Source organism: Oceanobacillus sp. FSL H7-0719, from assembly GCF_045040795.1.
GTDB lineage: Bacteria > Bacillota > Bacilli > Bacillales > Amphibacillaceae > Oceanobacillus.
This window is the reverse complement of the sequence record NZ_CP150301.1, coordinates 1,709,717-1,731,965: the sequence shown is the minus strand read 5'-3', so window position 1 is coordinate 1,731,965 and position 22,249 is coordinate 1,709,717. Positions and strand designations below refer to the sequence as shown.

Below are 22,249 nucleotides of genomic sequence, written 5' to 3'. Positions count from 1 at the left end.
GGGAAATATCTCCATGCTGCTCTTTTTCTTATAAATATGTTTCGAACCAACGGCAAATCTGATCAAGTCTTGCAATCCGCATATTTGGATTGCCGCTTCTGCTTAATTCGTGATTAGCCCCAGGAAAGCGAACAAATTCCACTTCTTTTCGTAAATGCTTTAATGCAATGAATAGCTGTTCCCCTTGTTCAATCGGACAGCGGAAGTCGCGTTCCCCATGAAGAATCAGCAATGGTGTTTCCACATTTTCGGCATATTTTAATGGGGAGAACTCCCAAAGCTTTTTCGGGTCTTCGAGTAAATTGTGACCTAGTTCCCATTTCGTGAAGAAGTAACCGATATCACTTACGCCGTAAAAACTCAGCCAATTTGAAATAGAACGTTGTGTGACCGCTGCTTTAAAACGGTTTGTGTGACTGACAATCCAGTTTGTCATGAATCCGCCATAGCTCCCCCCAGTTACTCCAAGGCGGTCTTCGTCTATGAAACTATAATTCTCTAAAGCATGGTCTACTGCAGACATTAAATCGGTATAGTCTGATCCTCCATAGTCTGAGCGGCATGCATCGACGAATTCCTGACCATATCCATCACTGCCGCGTGGATTGGTATAAAGCACAACATACCCTTTTGCAGCAAGCAGCTGCATTTCGTGGAAAAAGGTTTGTCCATAGCTAACATGTGGACCACCATGTATTTCAAAGACAAAAGGATATTTTTTACCTTCTTTAAATCCATAAGGTTTCAATAACCAGCCTTGAATTTTCCAGCCGTCCGCTGCAGTTACTTCTAGCTCTTCAGGCTCTTCCAGATGAACTTCTCCCAGGAAAGCTGCATTCGTATTCGTTAGTTTTTTCAATTTTGTTTCACGTTCCAAATAGTAAAAGTCACCTGGAAGTGTTGGCGAGCTTATGCCGAGAATAAACGCATCCTTTGTTTTATTATAGGTGAAGCCAAATACATGATTGTTTTCTTTATAGAGCACTTCCAGATTGCTTTCCAAATCAACCTGATACAGACCCGTGGCCCCATGCTCTGTTGCGATAAAGAAAATTTTTGCTTCATCTTCCGACCAAACCGGTTCGGTGTTGGAAGCTCCAAGTCGCATATCACCTGCCAATAAGTCGCCTATCTGTAAATCCCATTCTGCACTTAGGCAATGACGTTCCTCCGTCTTAAGGTCGAAAATATATAATTCATTTAATGTTGCGCCTGCATATTCATATTCATGGCCTATCGATACAATCTTGTTGCCGCTGGGTGAGAATGCTGCACTGTAGTATGCTCCATCTGTTTTATTTACCTTTTTAAATTCCTTTGTGGAAGTATCTAATATAAAAATATCATTAATTAGCTCATAGTCCGCATCTTCATTTAAATTTGCTGTAAAGAGGAGCTGTTTTCCATCTGGTGAGATATCTTGGAAGTAATGATGGGCATTCCCTTTGGTGAGCTGAGTAAAGTCTTCGCCTGCTACATCATAAAGAATAACTTGGGTTTTCTTTTCGTCATGGAATCCTTGTGCATCAGATTTGTACTTTAATGTTGTAACAACAAGTGGCTGTTTTTGTTTTTCAGCTTCCAGCTCTAGTTTTTCTTCTTTGGATAACTCCTTTTGAGATGTTATTTCATCGTCCGAATCTAATGAAGCGCTAAAAATAATGAACCTGCCATCTGGTGACCAATGTGGATTAAATGCACCATTCTTAAAAGTGGTAATCTGTTTTGCTTCACCGCCACTAGCATTCAACATCCATAATTGTGGAAGACCACTTCGATTAGATTGAAAGACTAGCTTTTCTCCATCAGGCGAGAAGGAGATATTGCTGTTCTTATCATGGCCAAAGGTCCATTTTACAGGCTTCTCTTCGGCTAAATGATGAAGAAATAGATTCGATTCATATTCTTTTTTGTCGTTAATTGCCGTAGTAACGAATGTATAAGCCTCTCCATCTGGTATAAACTGTGGTGCACTGACGACCTCAAGTTTGGTGAAATCATCTGCAGCGATTGCTCGTTTGTGATTGTTCATTAAATAGTTCCTCCTTAGATTCTTTAGCAGGCAGTAAAAAAATTAAACTGCCATAATGATTAGCTGATTGCAAATTTTCTAACTTCATTTTAAACTACTTCGAATGTCGAATCAATTGGGAAAATAAAAAACACAGTCAAACCTATTCAAGTATGACTGTGTCTCGTTTATTCATTTGATTTTGATGTTAAAACAGGGACATCCTCTGAAAATTGTGCGATATTAGCATCTGCTGCATAGGCAGCCTGCAGCTTGCGTGTAATTTGGCCAGGTTTTCCATCATGAATAACATCTTGGTCTACTTTTATAATTGGTGTTATTTCTGTCGTAGAGCTTGTTAAAAACATCTCATCTGCACCAGCGATATCATCTACTCTGAATGCTTCCTCAATGAATGGAATATTCAACCCAGCTGCAAATTTTTCCACTGCAATGCGTACACATCCATGCAGAATACCATTTGTCTTTGGATGTGTATAAATCTTTCCGTTTTTAACTAGGTAAACATTCGATGAACTGCATTCCGTAACAAGTCCATCTTTATGCTGAATTGCTTCAAATGAGCCATTAATCTTTGCTTCCTGCTTTGCCATAACATTTGGCAAGAGGTTCAGACTTTTAATATGGCAATAGCTCCAGCGTATATCAGGAAGTGTTATCGTGTGGACACCCGTTTTCATCATTTCGATATTTCGTGCAGCCGGTTCAGCATATGCATAAATATTTGCATCGACATTTTCCGGGAAGTAATGATCTCTTGGTGCAGAACCGCGAGTCACCTGCAAATACACTTTTCCATCCGTATCCATATCATTTTTCTTTAGCAGTTCCAAAAGCAGTTCTGCAAAATCCTCTTTTGTATATGGGATTGCAATTTTAATTTCTTCAAGAGAACGATACAGCCGATCAATATGTTCGTTGAAAAGATAATATTTCCCCTGATAAACTCGAATAACTTCATATACACCATCACCGAACTGAAGTCCGCGTTCTTCAAATGGAAAATTCAGACTGTCCCGGTGTTTAAATGTACCTTGCGTTAAAACAATTGGATATACAGACATTCCACCAACTCACCCTTCTTCATAACAAATGTAAGACTAGTCTATACGTTTTGCAATTCATTGTAAACGATTAATTATATTCGTTTATTAAAAAGTATGATTGTTCTTTCTATAATCATAATATGCTTGTTCTATTCAAATGTGACACTGCCATCAAGACCATAAACTGCAGATTGTACTAATTCAGAATGCTTTTAACTTTACTGTCTGGCTATTTACCGGGAAGACCGGGTGTCCAAATTAGTATGCAGCATTCTCGGGAAAATTGTATCGTAATGGCAAATATTGATGAAAAAATTAATTTTGGTCTTGATTTGTTTTAATAGAGTTGATATAATATTCTTTGTCAGCGAAAAAGGAAAACTTATTTTGCGGGTGTAGTTTAGTGGTAAAACCTCAGCCTTCCAAGCTGATGATGAGGGTTCGATTCCCTTCACCCGCTCCATACATATGTTATCAACGCAGTGTCTCGTAACAACTCGGTTACGAGGTGTTGCGTTTTTTATTGTGAACATGGTCTGTTAATGGAAGCTGTATGGGTTAGATGTTAAAATATAGTTAGAATAGAGATAAAGGAGGTGGCAATTGTGAGAATTGATAAATTAAAGCAGGAAATTATTGCATATAGTAAGGAAATTGGCATTGATAAGATTGGTTTTGCATCTGCGGATGTATTTAGCGAGTTGCGCGAAAGGCTGCGCAGGCAGCAAGAATTGAAATATCAATCAGGTTTTGAAAAAGGAACAATAGAAGAACGAACAGAGCCAGAGCGCCTGCTTCCGGAGGCTCAGTCTATTATTTCCATTGCAATTGCCTATCCATCCCGGATAAAAAATGCAAAGCGGGGTACAAAAGAAGAACGCCGCGGCATATTTGCACGGGCCTCCTGGGGGATTGACTATCATGTTGTGCTTCGCGAACGTTTAGAGAAGCTTTCCGCTTTTATTAATGAAAAAGTTCCTGATGCAAATAATAAAATAATGGTAGACACTGGAGAGCTTTCGGATCGAGCTGTCGCAGAGAGAGCGGGCATAGGTTTCAGCGGGAAAAATACATCTATTATAACGAAGGAGTTTGGTTCCTTTGTTTATCTTGGAGAAATGATAACAAATCTCCCGTTTATCCCTGACGAACCAGTAACAGACAGCTGTGGAAGCTGTCGCAAGTGTATGGATGCTTGTCCTACCGGAGCTTTAGTAGAGGGCGGTCAATTAAATGCCCAGCGCTGTATCGCATTTTTAACACAAACAAAGGATTTCCTGCCAGATGAATTCCGTACGAAACTTGGAAATAGAATATATGGCTGTGATACATGTCAGCAGGTATGTCCTTGGAATAAAGGAATTGACTCTCATTTTCACGCTGAATTTGAGCCTGATCCAGAAATTGCTAAACCGAAGCTGATTCCAATGCTGCGAATTTCAAATAGGCAATTTAAGGAAGCTTTTGGACATTTATCTGGTGCTTGGCGGGGCAAGAAGCCTTTGCAGCGCAACGCGATAATTGCGCTTGGTCATTATAAAGATAAAACAGCAGTTAATGAGTTGATTGAAGTGATGCATGTTGATCCGCGACCAGTTATTCGTGGAACGGCTGCATGGACACTGGGGAAAATTGGAACAGAGGAAGCGTACAAAGGAATCAGAAATGCAATGGAAAAGGAAAAAGATGAACAGGTCATTTTTGAAATGCAAAAAGGTCTGGAATTTGAAGAAACGAATAATCTGACTGCTCGTTAATTAATACAAGCATCGCCTCCATATACTTTAATGGAGGCGATTTTTATGGATAAAATCAAAAATATGTGGCTCGAGTTTTTTAATGATGAGAGACAAGAAGAAAATTGGTGGACTCGCAAGCAGAATTTATGGGCTAACCAGAAGGGAAGCATTGTTCGTGTTCAGGGAAAAGCTAAAGGCTTTCGGCAGTTTTCTTATGATAATATAACTAATAAAGATTATTTACTTCATTTGACATTTTTAATTAAACAAGATGACCATTTTCATTTAGAGGAACAAGTTTTGCCCTATCGTTTAGAGTTGGAAAATAATGAAGTAATTTATAATGAATTAATCAAAGAGAAGTCAAATATGGAAAATACAAATTTATCACTTAAACAACTGCCTGAATTGAATATACGACAGAATTTCGCTTATGACCGAACGGAAGCTGTTCGATATGCGGAACGTTGGTGGAATAGTCATAATCCCCATTTTAGAATATTTGATGACGACTGCACGAATTATATTTCACAGTGCTTGTTCGCAGGCGGAGCACCGATGCGAGGAGCACCAGCGAGAGAACAAGGCTGGTGGTACCGAGCAGATAACTGGAGCTTCAGCTGGGCAGTTGCACATTCCTTGAGATGGTATTTAAGTGGCTCGACACAAGGTTTAAAGGGCAGGGAACTGGGAAGTCCAGAGGAATTAATACGCGGGGATGTTATATGCTATGATTTTGAAGGTGATGACAGATGGGATCACAATACAATCGTTGTCAGCCATGATTTATATGGGATGCCACTAGTAAATGCACATACAAATAATAGCAGAAACCGTTACTGGTCCTATGAAGACTCTGCAGCATGGACACCTGATATTCAATATAAATTTTTCCGGATTGGCGAGTAAAATGGTATAATTACTAGGTTGCTTTATTTGTTCAACTTACATTTATATATAAGCGGCAATAATCCAGCTTTGAGATAAAAAATATAAGTTCAACTTTAAGATTGATTGGAAAATATCATAAAGAACAATGAAAAAGCTAGTTTAGTGAGATAAGGAGATAAGAAATTGAGTTTACATGTCGTATTATATCAACCAGAAATTCCTGCGAATACAGGAAATATTGGCAGAACATGCCTTGCAACAGATACAACACTTCATTTAATTCATCCGCTCGGCTTTTCGACAGATGATAAGATGCTGCGCCGTGCAGGTTTAGATTATTGGAAAAACCTTGATGTCATCGAACATCAGTCAATAGAAGAACTTTATGAAAAACATCCAGATGCTGAATTTTACTATATTGAAAACTTTGGTACAAAGCATTATACGGATTTTGATTTCAGTGATTCAGACAAAGATATCTTCTTTGTATTTGGGAGAGAAACGAACGGTATTCCTAAGGAACTGCTCATCGGCAAAGAAGACCGCTGTCTGCGGATTCATATGAATGATAAAGTGCGTTCGCTGAACTTGTCGAACACTGCAGCAATTATTATTTATGAAGCATTAAGACAGCAAGGGTTCCCAGGAGTAAACTAAGTGAAGCACATAAAAAAGCCGCCATTTCGGAATGTCGGCTTTTTATCATTTTATTGATTATTTTTAGGTACTCCTGGTTTCGCTTCGTAACCAGACGTAAACATAGATACTAAGAATACGATGATTACTCCAGCGATCAATGCTAGGTTCATGAAAAGTCCTCCTTTAAAAATATATAAAGACATTTTACTCCTATTATAACTTTAATTATAACGAATTCAAGTCAACTTGTGAACCTTGAATAAAAAAGTTTTCAAGTAAAGGATAAATTAAAACATGGTTTGCCAGTAAATTCTCCAAACATTGGATAAATGTAAGGGTTTCCAGTGATAAAACGTTATTATTTTCGGGGCAGAGTTATTGTAACTAAGTGTAATATAAGGTATATTTGTATATGGGATTGCAATCCAGTCCTGAATTTTTAACCGTTTACATATCTAACGGCAATAATACGTCGATGGGGGTATCAAAAGTGATACAAAATGGGGAATCTGCACAACAGTTTTGGCGACAGATTTACGGACCAAACAGGGGGTATATTGAAGAACAGTACGAAATATATAAAAAAGATGCCGAAACAGTTGAAACTTCACTGAAAGAAATGTTTGATACATATGGGGAGCCTTCTTGGTTGTATCAAGCAGGCAGTCAAACTGCTGCATCACAAGGATATGATGAAAAAGATATGAAGAAACTTACCTCAGCTTGGAAATATGTTGAGGCTATTCGTCGTTACGGACACACGGATGCAAATATTTATCCGGTTGGTGGTTATAAGGGCGATAAATCAAGTTATCTGGAAGCGAGCAATTACGGCTTGACAGAACAAGACTTGAGAGACCTCCCAGCCAAATGGCTATGGGAAAAGGCTCCAGCAGATGTGAGCAATGGTCTTGAAGTGATTGAACGACTGAAAAAGTATTATACTGGAACAATTACATTTGAATATGATCATGTAAATAATCATGAAGAAAGAGAATGGCTTTTTAATCTGATTGAAGAGGGTAAAGCTAGAATTGAACCTACAGACAGCGAAAGAAAGAATCTATTAAAACGATTGGTGGATGTAGAAGGCTTTGAGCATTTTCTGCAGAAAACATTTGTAGGCCAAAAGCGTTTTTCAATTGAAGGATTAGAAGTTATGGTGCCGATGATTGATGAAATTATCAACTCAGCTGCACAGGATGATGTAGAAAATATTATGCTGGGGATGGCTCACCGCGGACGTTTGTCAGTGCTTGCCAAGGTTTTAGGTAAGCCGCAGGATAAGATTTTCTCCGAATTTAACTATACGTCAGATAAAGAATTGATGCCTTCGGAAGGATCACAGGCAATCAGCTATGGCTGGACTGATGATGTAAAGTACCATTACGGAGCTACGAAGGAAGTTCAAAATGAAAATAAAGTAAAAGCTAAGATTACATTAGCACATAATCCATCACATTTAGAGTTTGTAAACCCGGTTGTTGAGGGATTTGCACGTGCAGCACAGGACAATCGCACAGAAGCGGGATATCCGAAGCGCGATCCTAAAAAGGCGGTTGCAGTGCTGATTCACGGTGATGCTGCTTTCATTGGTGAGGGAGTGGTTGCCGAGACTCTGAATCTCTCAAACTTACCAGGATACAGTACTGGGGGAAGTTTGCATATCATTGCAAATAACCTGCTTGGTTATACAACAGACAGGGAAGATGGCCGCTCAACGCGCTATGCGAGTGATTTGGCGAAAGGATTTGAAATACCGATTATTCGTGTCAATGCGGATGATCCGATTTCATGTATTTCTGCAATCAAAATTGCTTATGATTATCGTGAGAAATTCAAGAAAGACTTTCTAATTGATTTAGTTGGCTATCGTCGTTATGGGCATAATGAAATGGATGAGCCGCGTACTACACAGCCAACACTCTATAAAGAAATTGACAATCATCCTTCTGTTGCAAAGTTATTTGCTGAGAGTCTATCATCTAAAGGGATTACTCCTGAGGATGAATATACGAAACTAGCAGAAGAATCTTATAATGAATTAAATGAAATATATACAAACATGAGCGAGCATGATATTGGAACTCCTGAAGCGAAACTTATGCCGGAGTTTCTGCAGAATGGCTTGGATCAATTTAATACAGCAGTAGACTTAGATGTTTTAAAACTATTGAATAAAGAGTTATTGGATCGTCCAGAAGGATTTAAAGGTTTTAAGAAAACAGAAAGAATCTTGAATCGACGCCGGGATGCATTAGAAGGCGGGAATATTGTAGACTGGGGAACTGGTGAAGCGTTGGCTTATGCTTCTATTTTACGAGATGGCATCCCAATCCGCTTGACAGGTCAGGATACAGAGCGTGGAACGTTTGCACATCGCCATATTGTTTTAAGTGATGTGGAAACAAACGAGAAATACAGTCCAATGCATGGTTTATCTGAAGCAAAGGCATCATTTGATGTTCGAAACAGCCCACTTTCTGAAGCAGCTGTATTAGGATTTGAATATGGCTATAGTGTTCATTCAACAAACACACTTGTAATCTGGGAAGCTCAATTTGGTGATTTTGCAAACGTTGGACAAGTGATTTTTGACCAATTCATTTCCTCTGCACGTGCGAAGTGGGGAGAAAAATCGAATATGGTAATTCTGCTCCCGCATGGTTATGAAGGCCAAGGACCAGAGCACTCTAGTGCACGTTTAGAAAGGTTTTTACAATCAGCTGCAGAAAATAATTGGATTGTTGCAAATGTTACTTCTTCTGCACAGCTATTCCATATTCTTCGCAGACAAGCGGCACTGCGAGGCCGTGATGAAGCAAGACCGCTTATCATGATGACGCCAAAAAGCAGTATGATTCGTAACCCAAGAATGGGAGCGGCTGCAGAAGATTTCTCTGAAGGAAAGTTCGAACCTTTACGCATTCAGCCCAACTTTGAATCAAAACGGGAAACAGCTAGCCGGCTGTTAATAGGCAGTGGAAAAGTAATGATTGATATTGAAGAAGAACTGTCTGATTCTGATGAAAATTATGATTGGCTCCATATTCTTCGTGTTGAACAGCTTTATCCATTCCCGGAAAAGCTCTTGAAGGAAGAATTAGAGAGGATGCCAAAACTAAAGGAAATTGTTTGGGTGCAAGAAGAGCCGCAAAATATGGGCGCATGGGACTTTGTTGATGATTATTTAAGAGGTGTTCTTAAGGAAGGACAAAAGCTGCGTGTAATAAGTCGTCCGAAACGCTCTGCTCCTGCTGGTGGAATTCCTAGCGTTCATAAAACAACACAGAATAACATTATTAAACAAGCATTAAGTAAAAACTAAGGAGGAGTTACTGTTGCAAGAAATTAAAATACCCGAATTAGCAGAATCGATTACAGAAGGAACGATAGCTGAGTGGCTTGTACAAAAAGGTGATAAAGTTGAAAAAGGCGATCCGATTATAGAATTAGAAACAGATAAAGTAAACGTAGAAGTAAACTCTGAGTTTTCCGGTGTTATTACAGAAATCACCAGCGAAGAGGGCGATGATGTAACTGTAGGTGACACAGTAGGAATGCTTGACGAAAATGGAGAAGCCGAAGCTGGCAGTGCTCCAGCAGCGGAAGCTCCAAAAGAAGAAGCGCCGGCTAAAGAAGAAAAACCGGAGGCGGCACCAAAAGCTAAGCAAGAAGAAGCAGCAGCTGAAACAGCAAGCAATAATGAAGTAATTGCTTCACCGGCTGCAAGAAAACGTGCGCGTGAACTTAATATTGATTTAAGTAAAGTAAGTACAGTTGACCCGCTAGGACGCGTTCGTCCTGAAGATGTAGAAGCAGCTGCATCTCAAAAGGCCAAAGGGGAGCCAGCTAAGAAACAGGAAGCACCAAAAGCGCAAGCGGAAACAACTGAATTTACAAAACCAGTAGAACGCGTAAAAATGACACGCCGTCGTCAAACGATTGCTAAGAACCTTGTAAATGTGCAACAAGAATCAGCAATGCTTACAACATTTAACGAAATAGACATGTCAGCAATTATGGAACTTCGTGCGGAACGCAAAGATAAATTCTTAAATAAAAACGGTGTGAAACTAGGATTTATGTCCTTCTTTACAAAAGCTGTAGTTGGCGCCTTAAAAGAATTCCCATTATTGAATGCGGAAATTCAAGGCAATGAGCTTGTAATTAAGAAGTTCTATGATATAGGTATTGCTGTATCAACAGAAGAAGGTCTGGTTGTTCCTGTTGTTCGTGATGCAGACCGTTTAGATTTCGCTGGAATTGAAAAAGAAATTATGAATCTTGGAACGAAAGCGCGAGATAATAAATTGGCACTTTCTGATTTACAAGGTGGTACTTTCTCAATTACAAACGGTGGAATCTTCGGCTCTATGCTGTCTACGCCAATCTTGAATGCACCGCAAGTGGGTATCTTGGGAATGCATAATATCGTGAAACGCGCAGTAGTTATGCCGGACGATTCCATTGAAGTGCGTCCAATGATGTATTTGGCACTATCATATGATCACCGCATCGTTGATGGTAAAGAAGCTGTACAATTCCTTGTGCGTATCAAACAGATGTTAGAAGATCCATATGATTTATTGTTAGAAGGTTAAGTTCTAAAAGGGCAGTTTAGAACGATACAAAAGGGGTTTTATAAAATAACGAACTCACCTGATGCTTATTCACTCAAGCACAGGTGAGTTTTTGGTTTCTTTTTTTAATTTTCTTTGGACATAAATCATTCTTACTGATAATGCAATTGCCCCCGTGCTTAACCCTGCGATAATACCAATCCAATATCCAAAGGCTTCAAGTGCAGTGTAGTTTGCAAGGAACCACCCAGTAGGCAGTCCAACAATCCAATAAGAAACAAGTGCAATAAATAATGTCATATTTACGTCTTTATAACCTCGAAGGATACCTTGTATCGGGGCTGCGATTGCATCAGCTAATTGGTAGAAAATTGCATAGATGATAAATTGCTTCGTGAGTTCGATTACTGCCGGATCAGTATTATAAAGTTCTGCAACTGGCCCGTTAAATACATATAATATGATACCCGCAAATATTGCTACAAAGATACCACCAGAAATACCCAAATAACTATATGTTCTGGCATGTGCAATTCTCTTCGCTCCAGCTTCATAACCAACTACAATCGTTAATGCCATCCCAACACTTAGTGGGATCATGTATAAGAGAGCTGAAAAGTTCATCGCAGCTTGATGTGCTGCAATTGTAGAAGTGCTATAAACGCTCATTAACAGGGTAATTGCGGAGAAAATACTAGTTTCAAAAAAGATAGCAAAACCAATTGGAATACCAATCTTCAATTGTTCAAGCCAATCTGAAATATGCGGGATGTTTATCTTTTTAAAAAGCTCAAACTGCTGCAGTATTTTCAGGCGGTAACATAAAATGATAGAAAGAAAGCATACAAGCCAGTAAGTTAATGCAGTTGCAATACCGGAACCAATTCCCCCAAAAGCCGGGATTCCTAATTTGCCAAATATAAAAATATAGTTAAGGATAATATTAATTGGCAAAGCAATCAGCATAATTATCATAGAAATTTTCGTCTGTCCTAAAGCATCCATAAAACTGCGGATTGTATTAAACACAAATAAAGGAATAATTCCTGCCCCAAGTGAAATAAGATAGTACTTGGCAATATGTCTCACATCATTTTCCAAATCCATTAAATGAAGAACTGGATCAAGCACTATTGCCCCAACAGCAATAATGAGTATTCCAAGAATCATTGCCAGATAAATACCTTGTTGAACCTTTGCGGCGATTTTATTAACTGCTTTTGCCCCTAGTAAATGAGCGATAATTGGTGTGATTGCAAGAATAATTCCGTTTATCCCAGTAGATATGGGAACCCAAAGACTTGATCCGATTGCAACACCAGCCAAATCACTTACTCCAGCTCGCCCGCTCATAACCGTATCAAAGAAATTCATAAGATTCATTGAAACCTGCGTGATGAGAATGGGGATTAATATGATAATAAAAAGTTTAAGTTTCGCTTTCAATCTAGTTGTCTCGTACATATTAATCTTCCTTTTTACACTATTTTCGTTTACACTGAATAAAGTGTCTTTTAAACTTGATAATCAGACTGATTATATCATGAAATAGAATAATAAATAGCCCATAAAGGGTGAGTTAGTTAAGAAAGGAAGAGCGGTAGATGAAAAGTAAGAAACGGATCCTTTTCACTGGCGGGGGAACTGCGGGGCATGTGATTGTTAATCTAGCATTGATTCCCATCTATCAAAAGGCGGGATGGGAAATTGATTATATTGGATCTTATGATGGCATTGAAAGAAAATTAATTGAAAACCTTGAGGATGTGACCTATTATCCAATTTCCACAGGAAAGCTCAGACGCTATATGTCGGTTGAGAATTTTAAAGATCCATTTAAAGTATTAAAGGGTACATTCCAGGCAGCGAGTATAATTGGTAAAAGAAAACCCGCAGTTATATTCTCAAAGGGCGGATTTGTTTCTGTTCCAGTTGTTCTGGCTGCAAAGCTTCGCAGAGTGCCGGCAGTGGTTCATGAATCGGATTATACACCGGGTTTAGCTAATAAATTATCGATACCTTTTGCAAAAAAGGTGCTGGCTACTTTTGAAGAAACGATGAATTTTTTGCCAGAACAAAAAAGAGAGCATGTAGGTGCAATTATTCGTGAAGAATTATTTACTGGTAATAAGGAAAAAGGATTAATATATACCGGTTTATCCGGTAAAAAGCCAGTATTGCTTATTATGGGCGGCAGTGGAGGTTCAGAAAAAATAAATGGAACAATACGCTCCGTTTTACCTAAATTACTTAAGCAATTTGATATCATCCATATTTGTGGAGAAGGAAAAGTTGATTCATCTGTTAAACAAGAGGGCTATGCCCAATTTGAGTATATAAACGAGGAATTGAAGGATATTTTTGCAGCAGCTGATTATGTATTATCCAGGGCTGGTTCGAATGCAATCTTTGAATTTTTAGCATTACGAATCCCAATGCTGCTTATTCCATTATCTTTGGAGGCAAGTCGCGGAGACCAAATTGTAAACGCCAATTCTTTTGCAGAGAAAGGCTATGCGCGCGTTTTAGAGGAGGAACACTTAACAGAAGCGTCTTTAATAGAAGAACTTCAGCAGCTTATTAAAGCATCGCCAGTTATTATCGATAAAATGAAGACCTTTGAGGCAAGTGCATCCCGTGATCGAGCTATCGAAATTATTGAAGCGGAAATAAAGAAGTAAAATGATGATAAACTGCAGGGGATATACCGCCTGCAGTTTATTTTTTTAGTCAATTGTTCCATAATTTCTAATCGTTATGTCAATATTAAATTCAATTGTTGCATTTGGGTATTTTTCCTGCCACTGCTCAATCGTTGTTTTGCTTCCTTTACGAGTTCCGGTATAGACTCTTCCCAGCCCGAAAGCATCAGATTTTGCTTCTTGGAGTTTTGAAAATAATTGTTCATATTGTTTCTCATAGTGTTTGTTTAAATCTTTTTCTAAGCGCTTAGAGGTGTCCTCTGTTTTAATATCCATTGGAATAGATGTTTCCAATAATTCGACTTTCATTTCAATGTCAGCCTTATAATGGAGGTTTTCTTCATCAACAAGTTTTAACTTGCCTTTTCCTTTTAGAAGTGAGAGAAAAATGTAGATGTATTCTTCATCACCAAACGTTTCATGTCCCTCGTCTTCCTTGTAAGCAATTTTATCTTTATAATTATCGAGTGGAACATAAGCATCTAGAGGCGTATCCTTAACACGTTTTCTTAGCAAGTTTATGAGGAAAGCTTCACTCAATGTAATCTGTTGTACATATTTATCTCTATGAAACGCAGCTGCGCCCACTAACGTTGGCCAATTCTCTACGACATCAATTACCGGAAGTACTGGATCGAGGCCCACATGTTCAACTTCCCGGGTGAAATCATGTAAAGAACTGCTTGGTAACGAGTCGCGCTTAATTTCTTTCACTATTAAGTCTTGCAGATATTGTGCGGTATTAATTGTAATGGAAGTTTGCTCACTCATCAGCACTTCTTTCGCTGTTTGATTTGTAACAGCAAGCTGCATTGTTTCAGACACTCGTGCATCACGGATTAATGTATTAAGATAGGGAAGAATTCCTTTTTCGGCAGCTTCCTTCCCATATAATTCAAGCCGAATTTGTCCTGGAGTCAGTACGTAGCTTGATTGTTTGGAAGCCTCATCGCGAGCTTCTTTTATTGTATGTCCCTTTCCCACCAGTATACTTGTAATATCTTGGGCATTGGGATCAAATAAATAAGGGATAATCGTCGTCTCAATCATACTATTTTCACTTTCTTCAAGAAGATCGATTCCACGTGTGTTGATGATTCCTGATTTTTCAATTTGCATTGTAGGCAGGCAGGCTTGCAGAAGCAAGATGATGATGAAAACTATAGGAATAAGCTTACTCATTTGCATCGTTAATAGGCTCCTTTTTTTTCTTCCGCCATTTTTTCTTTATCAAAACAAGTGGTAAGAGAATAAAAGGATAAATGTAAGTAATAAAAATACCACCTGATTTCACAGTGTCAGTCAGACGCTGAATTTCAAAATGCGAGTTAAACAATGATACCGATGCGAGTAATAACCCGGCAGTAATATAAAGCGTAGCCTTAGTTGGTATTTTGTAAAGGCGCTTTGCAGTATAGGTGATTCCCCACATCAACAACATCATATTCGGAAGAGTTACCATCATCCACTCTGCAACAACGATATAATCTAATCTTTCCAGAAATGGGGATGTTTGGATTTTAAATAAATGCAGTGCAGGCCAAATTCTTCTTCGCAGCTGCTCGGGACTTAAAAAGCCAATCGTTGTAACTGTTATAAGAAGCACCAAAAAAACAGAATAAGAAACACCCCATACAATTGGTTGTTTTACTTTTTTCTTATTTTGGATAAAAGGATAAAGAAAGAAGAAGATTTCAAATCCCATAAATGTATAGGAAGTTGAAACGGTACCTTTAATAATATCGATTATCCCGCGATCCATAACAGGAAGAAAATTGAGCCAATCAATTTGAGCCATCGGCACCGGTAATAAAAGTATGACCCAATGCGTAAGCAGGAAAAATATAAATGTAACACCAATAATAATTCGTAATCCGCCGATACAACTGTAGACAATCAATGTTATTATCATTAAACCAAGAATAAAAGAACTGCTGTCTGGAAAGATGAATACCTTCACAATCTCGATATATGTAACAAGAATAGAAAGAATTTCCGACCCGAAATAGATTATATAAATAGTCCCGAGCACTTTAGCAAGGAAATTGCCAAATAAGTCGGCTTGAATGCCCAGGATATCAGCATTTTCATATTGTTTTAGTATATACAGCATCGTAAACAGTACGAGCAAAAGGAAAAAATACACGAGGATGATGGACATCCAGCCATCATGACCAGCCTTTTGGAAAACGAGTCTTGGCGTACCGATCATTCCAACGCCAAGCTGCATTGTGCTAATAATGAAAAAAACATAAAATGCTCGAAACTGCTCATATTTTGGTACTTGTATATTGATATTCATTATAATCGCCTACTCATCGATATCTTTTCTCTCCAATGCTTTCTTTTTATCAAATATTCGCTTGTCCTTTAATTGATAAGATTTGAATCTTCGCCCTTGTCTCTGTTCAGGTAAACGGAAAAATACCTTATTGAAGTCAGCTAATTGCAGCGGGTACAGTGGTGCAAGATAAGATCTGCCCAGGGAGCTGAGTTTTACTAGGTGAATGATTAAGAAACTGAGACCAAACATGACGCCAATAATCCCGTAAAAACCACTTATAATAATTACAGGAAAACGGATTAACCGTATTGCAGTACCCATTATATAGCTTGGAGTTGTAAATGATGCAAGAGCACTTAAAGTGATTAAGATAACTAAGATGTTACTTGTTATACCGGCTTGTACGGCAGCAGTTCCTACAACCACACCACCTACGATACCAATTGTCTGTCCGACCTTGGTAGGAAGTCTTGCTCCAGCTTCACGCAGCAATTCAATCACTAATTCGAGGAGCAGCACTTCCAAGATAGGAGGAAATGGTACTGCAGCTCGTGATTGTCCGATGGAAATTAAAAGCTGTGTTGGGATGATTTCATAGTGATATGTCGTCGCAACGACATACATTGGTGTTAACAGAAAGGTAATAAAGGCTGCAATCAAGCGCAGCATACGCAAAAACGTACCAGAGTTCCAGTGCAAGTACATATCCTCTGTTGATTCATAGAAACTGAAAAAAGTTGATGGAGCAATTAAAGCAATTGGACTATCTTCAACTAGTACAGCGATTTTTCCCTGCTTAATGGAGTACACTGTGCGATCAATTAATTCAGTAGCAGCAAATAGCGGGAAAACGGTTGTAGAAGAATCATTAATGTATTGCTTTAGCATATGCGCGTCTTCTATCATATCTACTTCAAGGTCGTTTATCCGCTGCCGCATCGTGTCGACATCGGTTTCATTGGCAACAGAGTTTAAATAAGCTATTCTTACTTCCTTTGATACTCTTTCACCAACACTATGTTTTTCCATTGTAAGATCAGGGGTTTTCAGACGATAAGTTAAAGCATTCATATTTGTTGTAATCGACTCCGTAAATGCCAGCTGCGGACCAAGGACAATAGATTCCGTCTCTGCCTTTTCCAATGGACGTTTCTCTGCATTGGCTAAATCATAATTAATTACGGACTTTTCGTGCTCAATATATACAAAGGCCTTGCCATTTACCAGACCATCAATAATTTCTTCTGCACTTGATAAGGGTTTCTCATGTTTCAATGGGATATTATTTAATAGGGATTTATTTGTCCATTCTGCTTCCATATCTAGAATATTATGTAAAAGTATTTGATCCGATTTTTGAACATCAATAAGGTATGGAATGCAAAACAGAACTAATTTTATTCCGTCCTTTTGGTAGATGCTAAATTTTAAATCAGGTTTATTTTGTGCTTTTTCATTTAGCTCTTTTATTAACGTTTGGATGGTGGTTGGGAAAATAGTGTTTTGGTTTTTTTCTTGAGCCATAGTGACCTCCATCTGTTCATCATTTCATAAATAGTATGTTACGAACGATTAATTATATTCGATTGAAAAGCTAAAAATTCGACAAATCTGCTAAGCTTTCGAGGAAAAGTTAAAAGGGTGGCTAAAAATCACATGCCAAAAGCATCATTTTTCAAAAAATTCAATATTACCCTTGTTTTCGGGAAAAGTCTGGGGTAACATAGTAGACATAATTCAATAAGGGGTGAAGAAATGAGAGAAATTGTTCGAAATTGCCGATTGTGTCAGGAGTCAATGGAAAATAGTCCATTTATGTTGTGCACAACTTGTCTGAAAGAGAGCGAACTGGTTTGGAATTTCATCAGGAAGAACCCTCTTGTTTCTATGAAGGATATTTCTGTAGCTACAGAGGTTGAGTATTCAAAAGTGGAGCGCATGCTTAACCAAGGTATAGAACGTAATCAGCGAACGAGCAAGAAAGTACTTTAAAATCCCTTTCAATTAAATAGATGCATTGATCTGAGAATAGCTCGATTTAATCGGGATATTCTTTTTTTTGTAATGGCTTTTAATCGCAATATTAAATTTATCAATGAAACCTCCTTAAGCAGCTGAATTTCTATTTCTTAAGAAATATGGATTTTCAAGGAGTTTAGGTCTTTGGTTAGCTCTTTAGCCATTAAATAGAAATTATCTTAAAAAACTATTGACTAATAAAATTCAAAATACTATAATTATTACGGTAAATATAAAAAACAAAGGAGGTCATGAAAATGATAAAACACAATTTAAGAGAATTAAACCAATTGAATATAGTGACCTTCGGTTATAGATGTCTAGGATAGAATTTGGTGTATTTGCATGTCTTTTGAACGAGGCTGGGGTCATTTTGGGCAAACTGTGACCTATTGTAAACAATTTCAGATGATTACACACGAGTCATAGAGCTGCGTGTGTTTTTTTGATTTCATTTTCTGGTTTGGACGTCTTTAAACAAGCAGTTTTGTTTTGTGGTTGAATAAAAATAGATAAGCAGGTGGGGAAATGTTTCAGGTTTTCAGGAAGTTAGACTGGTTTTTTAAACATTATTGGAAAAGATATATTTTTGCAATCATTGCTTTAATTACAGCGAGTGCGATTGGTTTGATACCACCAAAGATTATTGGCTACAGTATTGACCAAATTCAATTAGATACATTGACAATCGATGTATTACAATCGATTCTTTTAATTTTGCTTGTGCTTTTAATTGCACATTATACAATCTCTTTTTTATGGGATTATACCCTGTTTGGCGGGGCTGTTATTTTAGAGAGATGGGTCAGAAGTAAATTAATGGGCCATTTTCTTCGGATGACACCGACCTTCTTTGGAAAATACCGAACGGGTGATTTGATGGCAAGATCTACAAATGATTTAAAGGCAATTAGTCTGACGGCCGGCTTTGGTGTTCTTACGCTTGTTGATTCCAGTATATTTATGTTGATGATTATTAGTGTAATGATCTTTACAATTAACTGGCAATTGACACTTGCTGCTTTAATCCCGCTCCCAATTATGGCAATTGTGATGAGCAAATATGGTGCAGCAATACATGCCAGGTTTACGAAGGCTCAAGCTGCATTTGGGGAGATGAACAATGATGTACTGGAATCGATTCGGGGTGTGCGGGTTATTCGTGCATTTGTTCAGGAAAAACAAGATTTAAAGCGCTTTGATGCAACAACAGAGGACGTATATTTGAAAAATATTGAAGTGACAAAGATTGATGCACTTTTTGAACCGACAATGAAAATTCTTGTTGGTCTCTCTTATACGATAGGGTTAGGTTATGGTGCTTTCCTTGTTTTTGAAAATAAAATCTCTATGGGCGATCTCGTAACTTTCAATGTTTATTTAGGTATGTTAATTTGGCCGATGTTTGCAGTAGGAGAATTGATAAATATTTTACAGCGCGGTAATGCTTCCCTTGATCGTGTTAATGAAACACTCGATTATCCAGCGGATGTAAGCAATCAAAAGCAAGGAGAAAATCTGACTGAGGTTAGAGATGTTGCATTTAATAACGCATCCTTTACCTACCCGAATACAGCAATCTATCAGTTGCGTGACATCAATCTTCATGTGAAAAAAGGAGAAACAATAGGTGTCGTAGGAAAAACAGGTGCAGGTAAAACAACCTTGTTTAAATTGATGCTGCGCCAATATCCTGGTTTAAAAGGAAGCATTACTTTTTCTGATGTCAATATTGAGGCATTGGATTTAAAAGATTTGCGGGATTGGATTGGTTATGTTCCACAAGACCAAATTATGTTTTCTAAAACAATTCGGGAAAATATTCAATTTGGTAAATCAGATGCAACGGATCAAGAAATTTTTCGGGTGATGGAGCTTGCTCATTTTCTAGATGACATAAAACAGCTTCCTAAAGGTTTAGACACGGAAGTAGGTGAAAGCGGAATCACGCTTTCAGGAGGACAGAAACAGCGTGTGGCTTTGGCACGTGCATTTATTAAAGACCCAGAAATATTGATCCTCGATGATTCAATGTCTGCGGTCGATGGCAAGACAGAATCCAATATTATTCAGCATTTACGTCAAGAGAGAAAAAATAAAACAACATTTATTGCTGCTCATCGTTTGTCAGCAGTAACACATGCCGATCATATTATCGTTCTGGAACACGGAGAAATTGTCGAAGAAGGAACACATGAACAATTAATTAAACAAGGCGGCTGGTATAAACAACAGTATGAAGAACAGCAGCTTGAAGAGGAAGGGGGAAACCAACTGTGAAAAAAAAATCTACTGAAAGAAGGCTGATTCAGTATGCCTTCCAATATAAAAAAGGAATCATTATAGGATTACTTTGTCTGTCAATCGCAGTGACACTGGAGCTTGCTGGACCTTTGATTGCGAAAACCGTGATTGATGAACATATTCTTGGTGTCGAAGGATACTGGCAGGAGGTTGCTGCAGACAATGACCGTGACACAATCTCCTATGACAATAAATACTTTAAACGAATCGACCGTTTGAAAGTTGCAGATGAGACGTTAAGTGCGCCTGTCACATTGTTGCAAATAGGTGCTTCTTATTATTTCATTCATGATGAAACTCCATTGCAAGGAGTTCGTACAGTGGCTGATGAAAAGATCAATATTGAATATGGGGATGAAACATTCATATATGATGCAACAAAACTGACACTGAACGAAATGTACCAATTTTTTGGGCCAGAACAGCGGCCAATCATTTTCTTGCTTGTACTATATATGGTGCTCTTAATCATTGCTGGTGTATTTCAGTATTTTGAAACTTATTTATTACAGAAATCGTCCAACCAGATTATTAAAAAAATGCGAATGGATTTATTTGCCCATACGCAGCGCATCCCTATTGATTATTTTGTTGATCGTCCAGCGGGTACGATTGTTGCAAGAATTACGAACGATACAGAAGCGATTCGTGATTTATATGAAAGGGTCTTGTCGATCGTCATTTCAAGTTTTGTTTATATGGCAGGGATTTTTATTGCGCTATTCATTCTGGATGCAAAACTTGCTATGATGTGTCTGTTACTTATTCCAGTACTCTACTTATGGATGAAGGGATATAAATACTTTGGTACAAAATATAATACTGTTATCCGTTCAACAGTGAGCGAAATCAATGGAAATATTAACGAGGCCATCCAAGGAATGCCGATTATCCAGGCATTTAACAGAGAAAAGAAAACGAAGGAAGAGTTTGAATTATTAAATAATCGCCATTTTGTTTTTCAAAAAAAGCTTGTGAAGCTCAGTGCACTAACATCCTATAATCTTGTTACAGCATTCCGCAATTTAACCTTCGTCGGTTTTATTTGGTATTTTGGTTCAGCTTCATTCGATTTGACCAGTGTTATTTCAATTGGCATGCTTTATGCATTTGTAGATTATATTACAAGATTATTTGATCCAGTTACAGATATTGTAAACCAGCTGCCATTGCTTGAACAGGCACGTGTCGCTGGGAACCGCGTTTTCGAACTGATGGACTATAAAGGAGAGGACGTTAAAGATGATCAAGTAAATCGTTATCAGGGGCATGTAGTCTTTGACAAGGTATCCTTTGCCTATAACGATTTGGACTATGTTTTGAAGAATATATCGTTTGAAGTGAAGCCAGGAGAAACAGCAGCATTTGTAGGTCACACTGGCTCAGGGAAAAGTTCGATTATGAATCTGCTTTTTCGCTTTTATGATGCTCAGAAAGGGCAAATTACAATAGATGGCTATTCCACAAATGAATGGTCGAGGCAGCAAGTACGGAGCCATATGGGAATTGTACTTCAAGACCCGTTTTTATTTACAGGTACAATACTCTCAAATGTAACAATGAATGACCCTGCTATATCAAGAGAACAGGCAATCAAAGCACTAAAAACAGTTGGTGCGGACTTTATAGAAAAGTTGCCAAAAGGGTATGATGAGCCTGTAACAGAAGGTGGCAGTACACTGTCATTAGGTGAAAGACAATTGATTTCCTTTGCACGTGCATTAGCTTTTGACCCAGCAATACTTATTCTAGATGAGGCGACAGCAAATATTGATACAGAAACAGAAGCGATTATCCAACATGCATTAGAAATCCTGAAGAAGAATCGGACGACATTAGTTATTGCTCACCGACTTTCAACGATTCAGCAAGCAGATGCTATTTTTGTTCTCGACCATGGCACTATTAAGGAACGCGGAAGTCATGATACACTAATTGCAGAGAAAGGTTTATATTTTGAAATGTATCAGATGCAGCAAGGCGGAACACGAGCAGCTGGTTAAAGTGCGG

15 protein-coding genes and 1 tRNA gene are annotated in these 22,249 nt (G+C 38.2%); 10 read left to right on the top strand and 6 right to left on the bottom strand.

The window, feature by feature from the left end; translation table 11 throughout:
* Positions 1-28: 28 nt before the first annotated feature.
* Both NST93_RS09255 and dat read right to left on the bottom strand, forming a co-directional pair.
* Positions 29-2,032: a S9 family peptidase gene (locus NST93_RS09255; RefSeq protein WP_405103399.1), complete on the bottom strand. Its 2,004-nt coding sequence runs from the start codon at positions 2,030-2,032 to the stop codon at positions 29-31.
* A 167-nt stretch (positions 2,033-2,199) separates the two neighbouring features.
* On the bottom strand, positions 2,200-3,096 hold the full coding sequence (gene dat, locus NST93_RS09250) for a D-amino-acid transaminase (protein WP_405103397.1): 897 nt from the start codon (positions 3,094-3,096) through the stop codon (positions 2,200-2,202).
* 371 nt (positions 3,097-3,467) lie between these two features.
* Here dat and NST93_RS09245 point away from each other — a divergent pair.
* The 6 genes from NST93_RS09245 (at position 3,468) to odhB (ending at position 10,951) form a co-directional block, all read left to right on the top strand.
* A tRNA-Gly gene (locus NST93_RS09245) sits at positions 3,468-3,541 on the top strand.
* Positions 3,542-3,683: 142 nt separating this feature from the next.
* Positions 3,684-4,835, top strand: a complete 1,152-nt coding sequence (queG, locus tag NST93_RS09240; protein WP_405103394.1) for a tRNA epoxyqueuosine(34) reductase QueG — start codon at positions 3,684-3,686, stop codon at positions 4,833-4,835.
* Positions 4,836-4,880: 45 nt separating this feature from the next.
* Entirely contained in the window at positions 4,881-5,726 is an 846-nt protein-coding gene (locus tag NST93_RS09235; RefSeq protein WP_405103392.1) for an amidase domain-containing protein, read from the top strand.
* Between the two features lie 165 nt (positions 5,727-5,891).
* Positions 5,892-6,365: a tRNA (uridine(34)/cytosine(34)/5-carboxymethylaminomethyluridine(34)-2'-O)-methyltransferase TrmL gene (trmL, locus tag NST93_RS09230; protein WP_405103390.1), complete on the top strand. Its 474-nt coding sequence runs from the start codon at positions 5,892-5,894 to the stop codon at positions 6,363-6,365.
* 472 nt (positions 6,366-6,837) lie between these two features.
* Positions 6,838-9,675, top strand: a complete 2,838-nt coding sequence (locus tag NST93_RS09225) for a 2-oxoglutarate dehydrogenase E1 component (RefSeq protein WP_405103388.1) — start codon at positions 6,838-6,840, stop codon at positions 9,673-9,675.
* A 13-nt stretch (positions 9,676-9,688) separates the two neighbouring features.
* Entirely contained in the window at positions 9,689-10,951 is a 1,263-nt protein-coding gene (gene odhB, locus NST93_RS09220) for a 2-oxoglutarate dehydrogenase complex dihydrolipoyllysine-residue succinyltransferase (RefSeq protein ID WP_405103386.1), read from the top strand.
* Between the two features lie 69 nt (positions 10,952-11,020).
* Here the strand turns inward: odhB and NST93_RS09215 are convergent, their stop codons facing one another.
* Complete coding sequence (locus NST93_RS09215) at positions 11,021-12,394, bottom strand: MATE family efflux transporter (RefSeq protein ID WP_405103384.1); 1,374 nt, start codon at positions 12,392-12,394, stop codon at positions 11,021-11,023.
* Positions 12,395-12,534: 140 nt separating this feature from the next.
* On the opposite strand from NST93_RS09215, the gene NST93_RS09210 reads away from it, so the two are divergent.
* Positions 12,535-13,611, top strand: coding sequence for an undecaprenyldiphospho-muramoylpentapeptide beta-N-acetylglucosaminyltransferase (locus tag NST93_RS09210; RefSeq protein WP_405103382.1), 1,077 nt, complete (start codon positions 12,535-12,537; stop codon positions 13,609-13,611).
* 45 nt (positions 13,612-13,656) lie between these two features.
* Here the strand turns inward: NST93_RS09210 and NST93_RS09205 are convergent, their stop codons facing one another.
* From NST93_RS09205 to NST93_RS09195, 3 genes are read right to left on the bottom strand one after another with little or no spacing between them, the layout of a single operon-like run.
* Positions 13,657-14,820 carry a Ger(x)C family spore germination protein gene (locus NST93_RS09205; protein ID WP_405103380.1) on the bottom strand — a complete coding sequence of 388 codons (1,164 nt, stop codon included), beginning with the start codon at positions 14,818-14,820 and terminating at the stop codon, positions 13,657-13,659.
* Positions 14,807-15,934: a GerAB/ArcD/ProY family transporter gene (locus tag NST93_RS09200; RefSeq protein WP_405103378.1), complete on the bottom strand. Its 1,128-nt coding sequence runs from the start codon at positions 15,932-15,934 to the stop codon at positions 14,807-14,809. Before NST93_RS09200 ends, NST93_RS09205 begins: the two co-directional genes overlap by 14 nt.
* Positions 15,935-15,943: 9 nt before the next feature.
* Positions 15,944-17,440: a spore germination protein gene (locus NST93_RS09195; RefSeq protein WP_405103376.1), complete on the bottom strand. Its 1,497-nt coding sequence runs from the start codon at positions 17,438-17,440 to the stop codon at positions 15,944-15,946.
* Positions 17,441-17,671: 231 nt separating this feature from the next.
* On the opposite strand from NST93_RS09195, the gene NST93_RS09190 reads away from it, so the two are divergent.
* From NST93_RS09190 to NST93_RS09180, 3 genes are all read left to right on the top strand, one after another.
* Positions 17,672-17,908: a hypothetical protein gene (locus tag NST93_RS09190; protein WP_405103374.1), complete on the top strand. Its 237-nt coding sequence runs from the start codon at positions 17,672-17,674 to the stop codon at positions 17,906-17,908.
* A 555-nt stretch (positions 17,909-18,463) separates the two neighbouring features.
* Positions 18,464-20,215, top strand: a complete 1,752-nt coding sequence (locus NST93_RS09185) for an ABC transporter ATP-binding protein (protein WP_405103372.1) — start codon at positions 18,464-18,466, stop codon at positions 20,213-20,215.
* Entirely contained in the window at positions 20,212-22,242 is a 2,031-nt protein-coding gene (locus NST93_RS09180; RefSeq protein WP_405103370.1) for an ABC transporter ATP-binding protein, read from the top strand. Before NST93_RS09185 ends, NST93_RS09180 begins: the two co-directional genes overlap by 4 nt.
* Positions 22,243-22,249 lie beyond the last annotated feature (7 nt).

Excerpts from the sequence above, each read along its gene's own strand:
- NST93_RS09190 (WP_405103374.1), top strand. The coding sequence starts at position 17,672 with ATGAGAGAAATTGTTCGAAATTGCCGATTGTGTCAGGAGTCAATGGAA.
- NST93_RS09200 (WP_405103378.1), bottom strand. The coding sequence starts at position 15,934 with ATGAATATCAATATACAAGTACCAAAATATGAGCAGTTTCGAGCATTT.
- NST93_RS09185 (WP_405103372.1), top strand. The coding sequence starts at position 18,464 with ATGTTTCAGGTTTTCAGGAAGTTAGACTGGTTTTTTAAACATTATTGG.
- NST93_RS09215 (WP_405103384.1), bottom strand. The coding sequence starts at position 12,394 with ATGTACGAGACAACTAGATTGAAAGCGAAACTTAAACTTTTTATTATC.
- NST93_RS09195 (WP_405103376.1), bottom strand. The coding sequence starts at position 17,440 with ATGGCTCAAGAAAAAAACCAAAACACTATTTTCCCAACCACCATCCAA.
- NST93_RS09235 (WP_405103392.1), top strand. The coding sequence starts at position 4,881 with ATGGATAAAATCAAAAATATGTGGCTCGAGTTTTTTAATGATGAGAGA.
- NST93_RS09255 (WP_405103399.1), bottom strand. The coding sequence starts at position 2,032 with ATGAACAATCACAAACGAGCAATCGCTGCAGATGATTTCACCAAACTT.
- NST93_RS09205 (WP_405103380.1), bottom strand. The coding sequence starts at position 14,820 with ATGCAAATGAGTAAGCTTATTCCTATAGTTTTCATCATCATCTTGCTT.
- NST93_RS09210 (WP_405103382.1), top strand. The coding sequence starts at position 12,535 with ATGAAAAGTAAGAAACGGATCCTTTTCACTGGCGGGGGAACTGCGGGG.
- dat (WP_405103397.1), bottom strand. The coding sequence starts at position 3,096 with ATGTCTGTATATCCAATTGTTTTAACGCAAGGTACATTTAAACACCGG.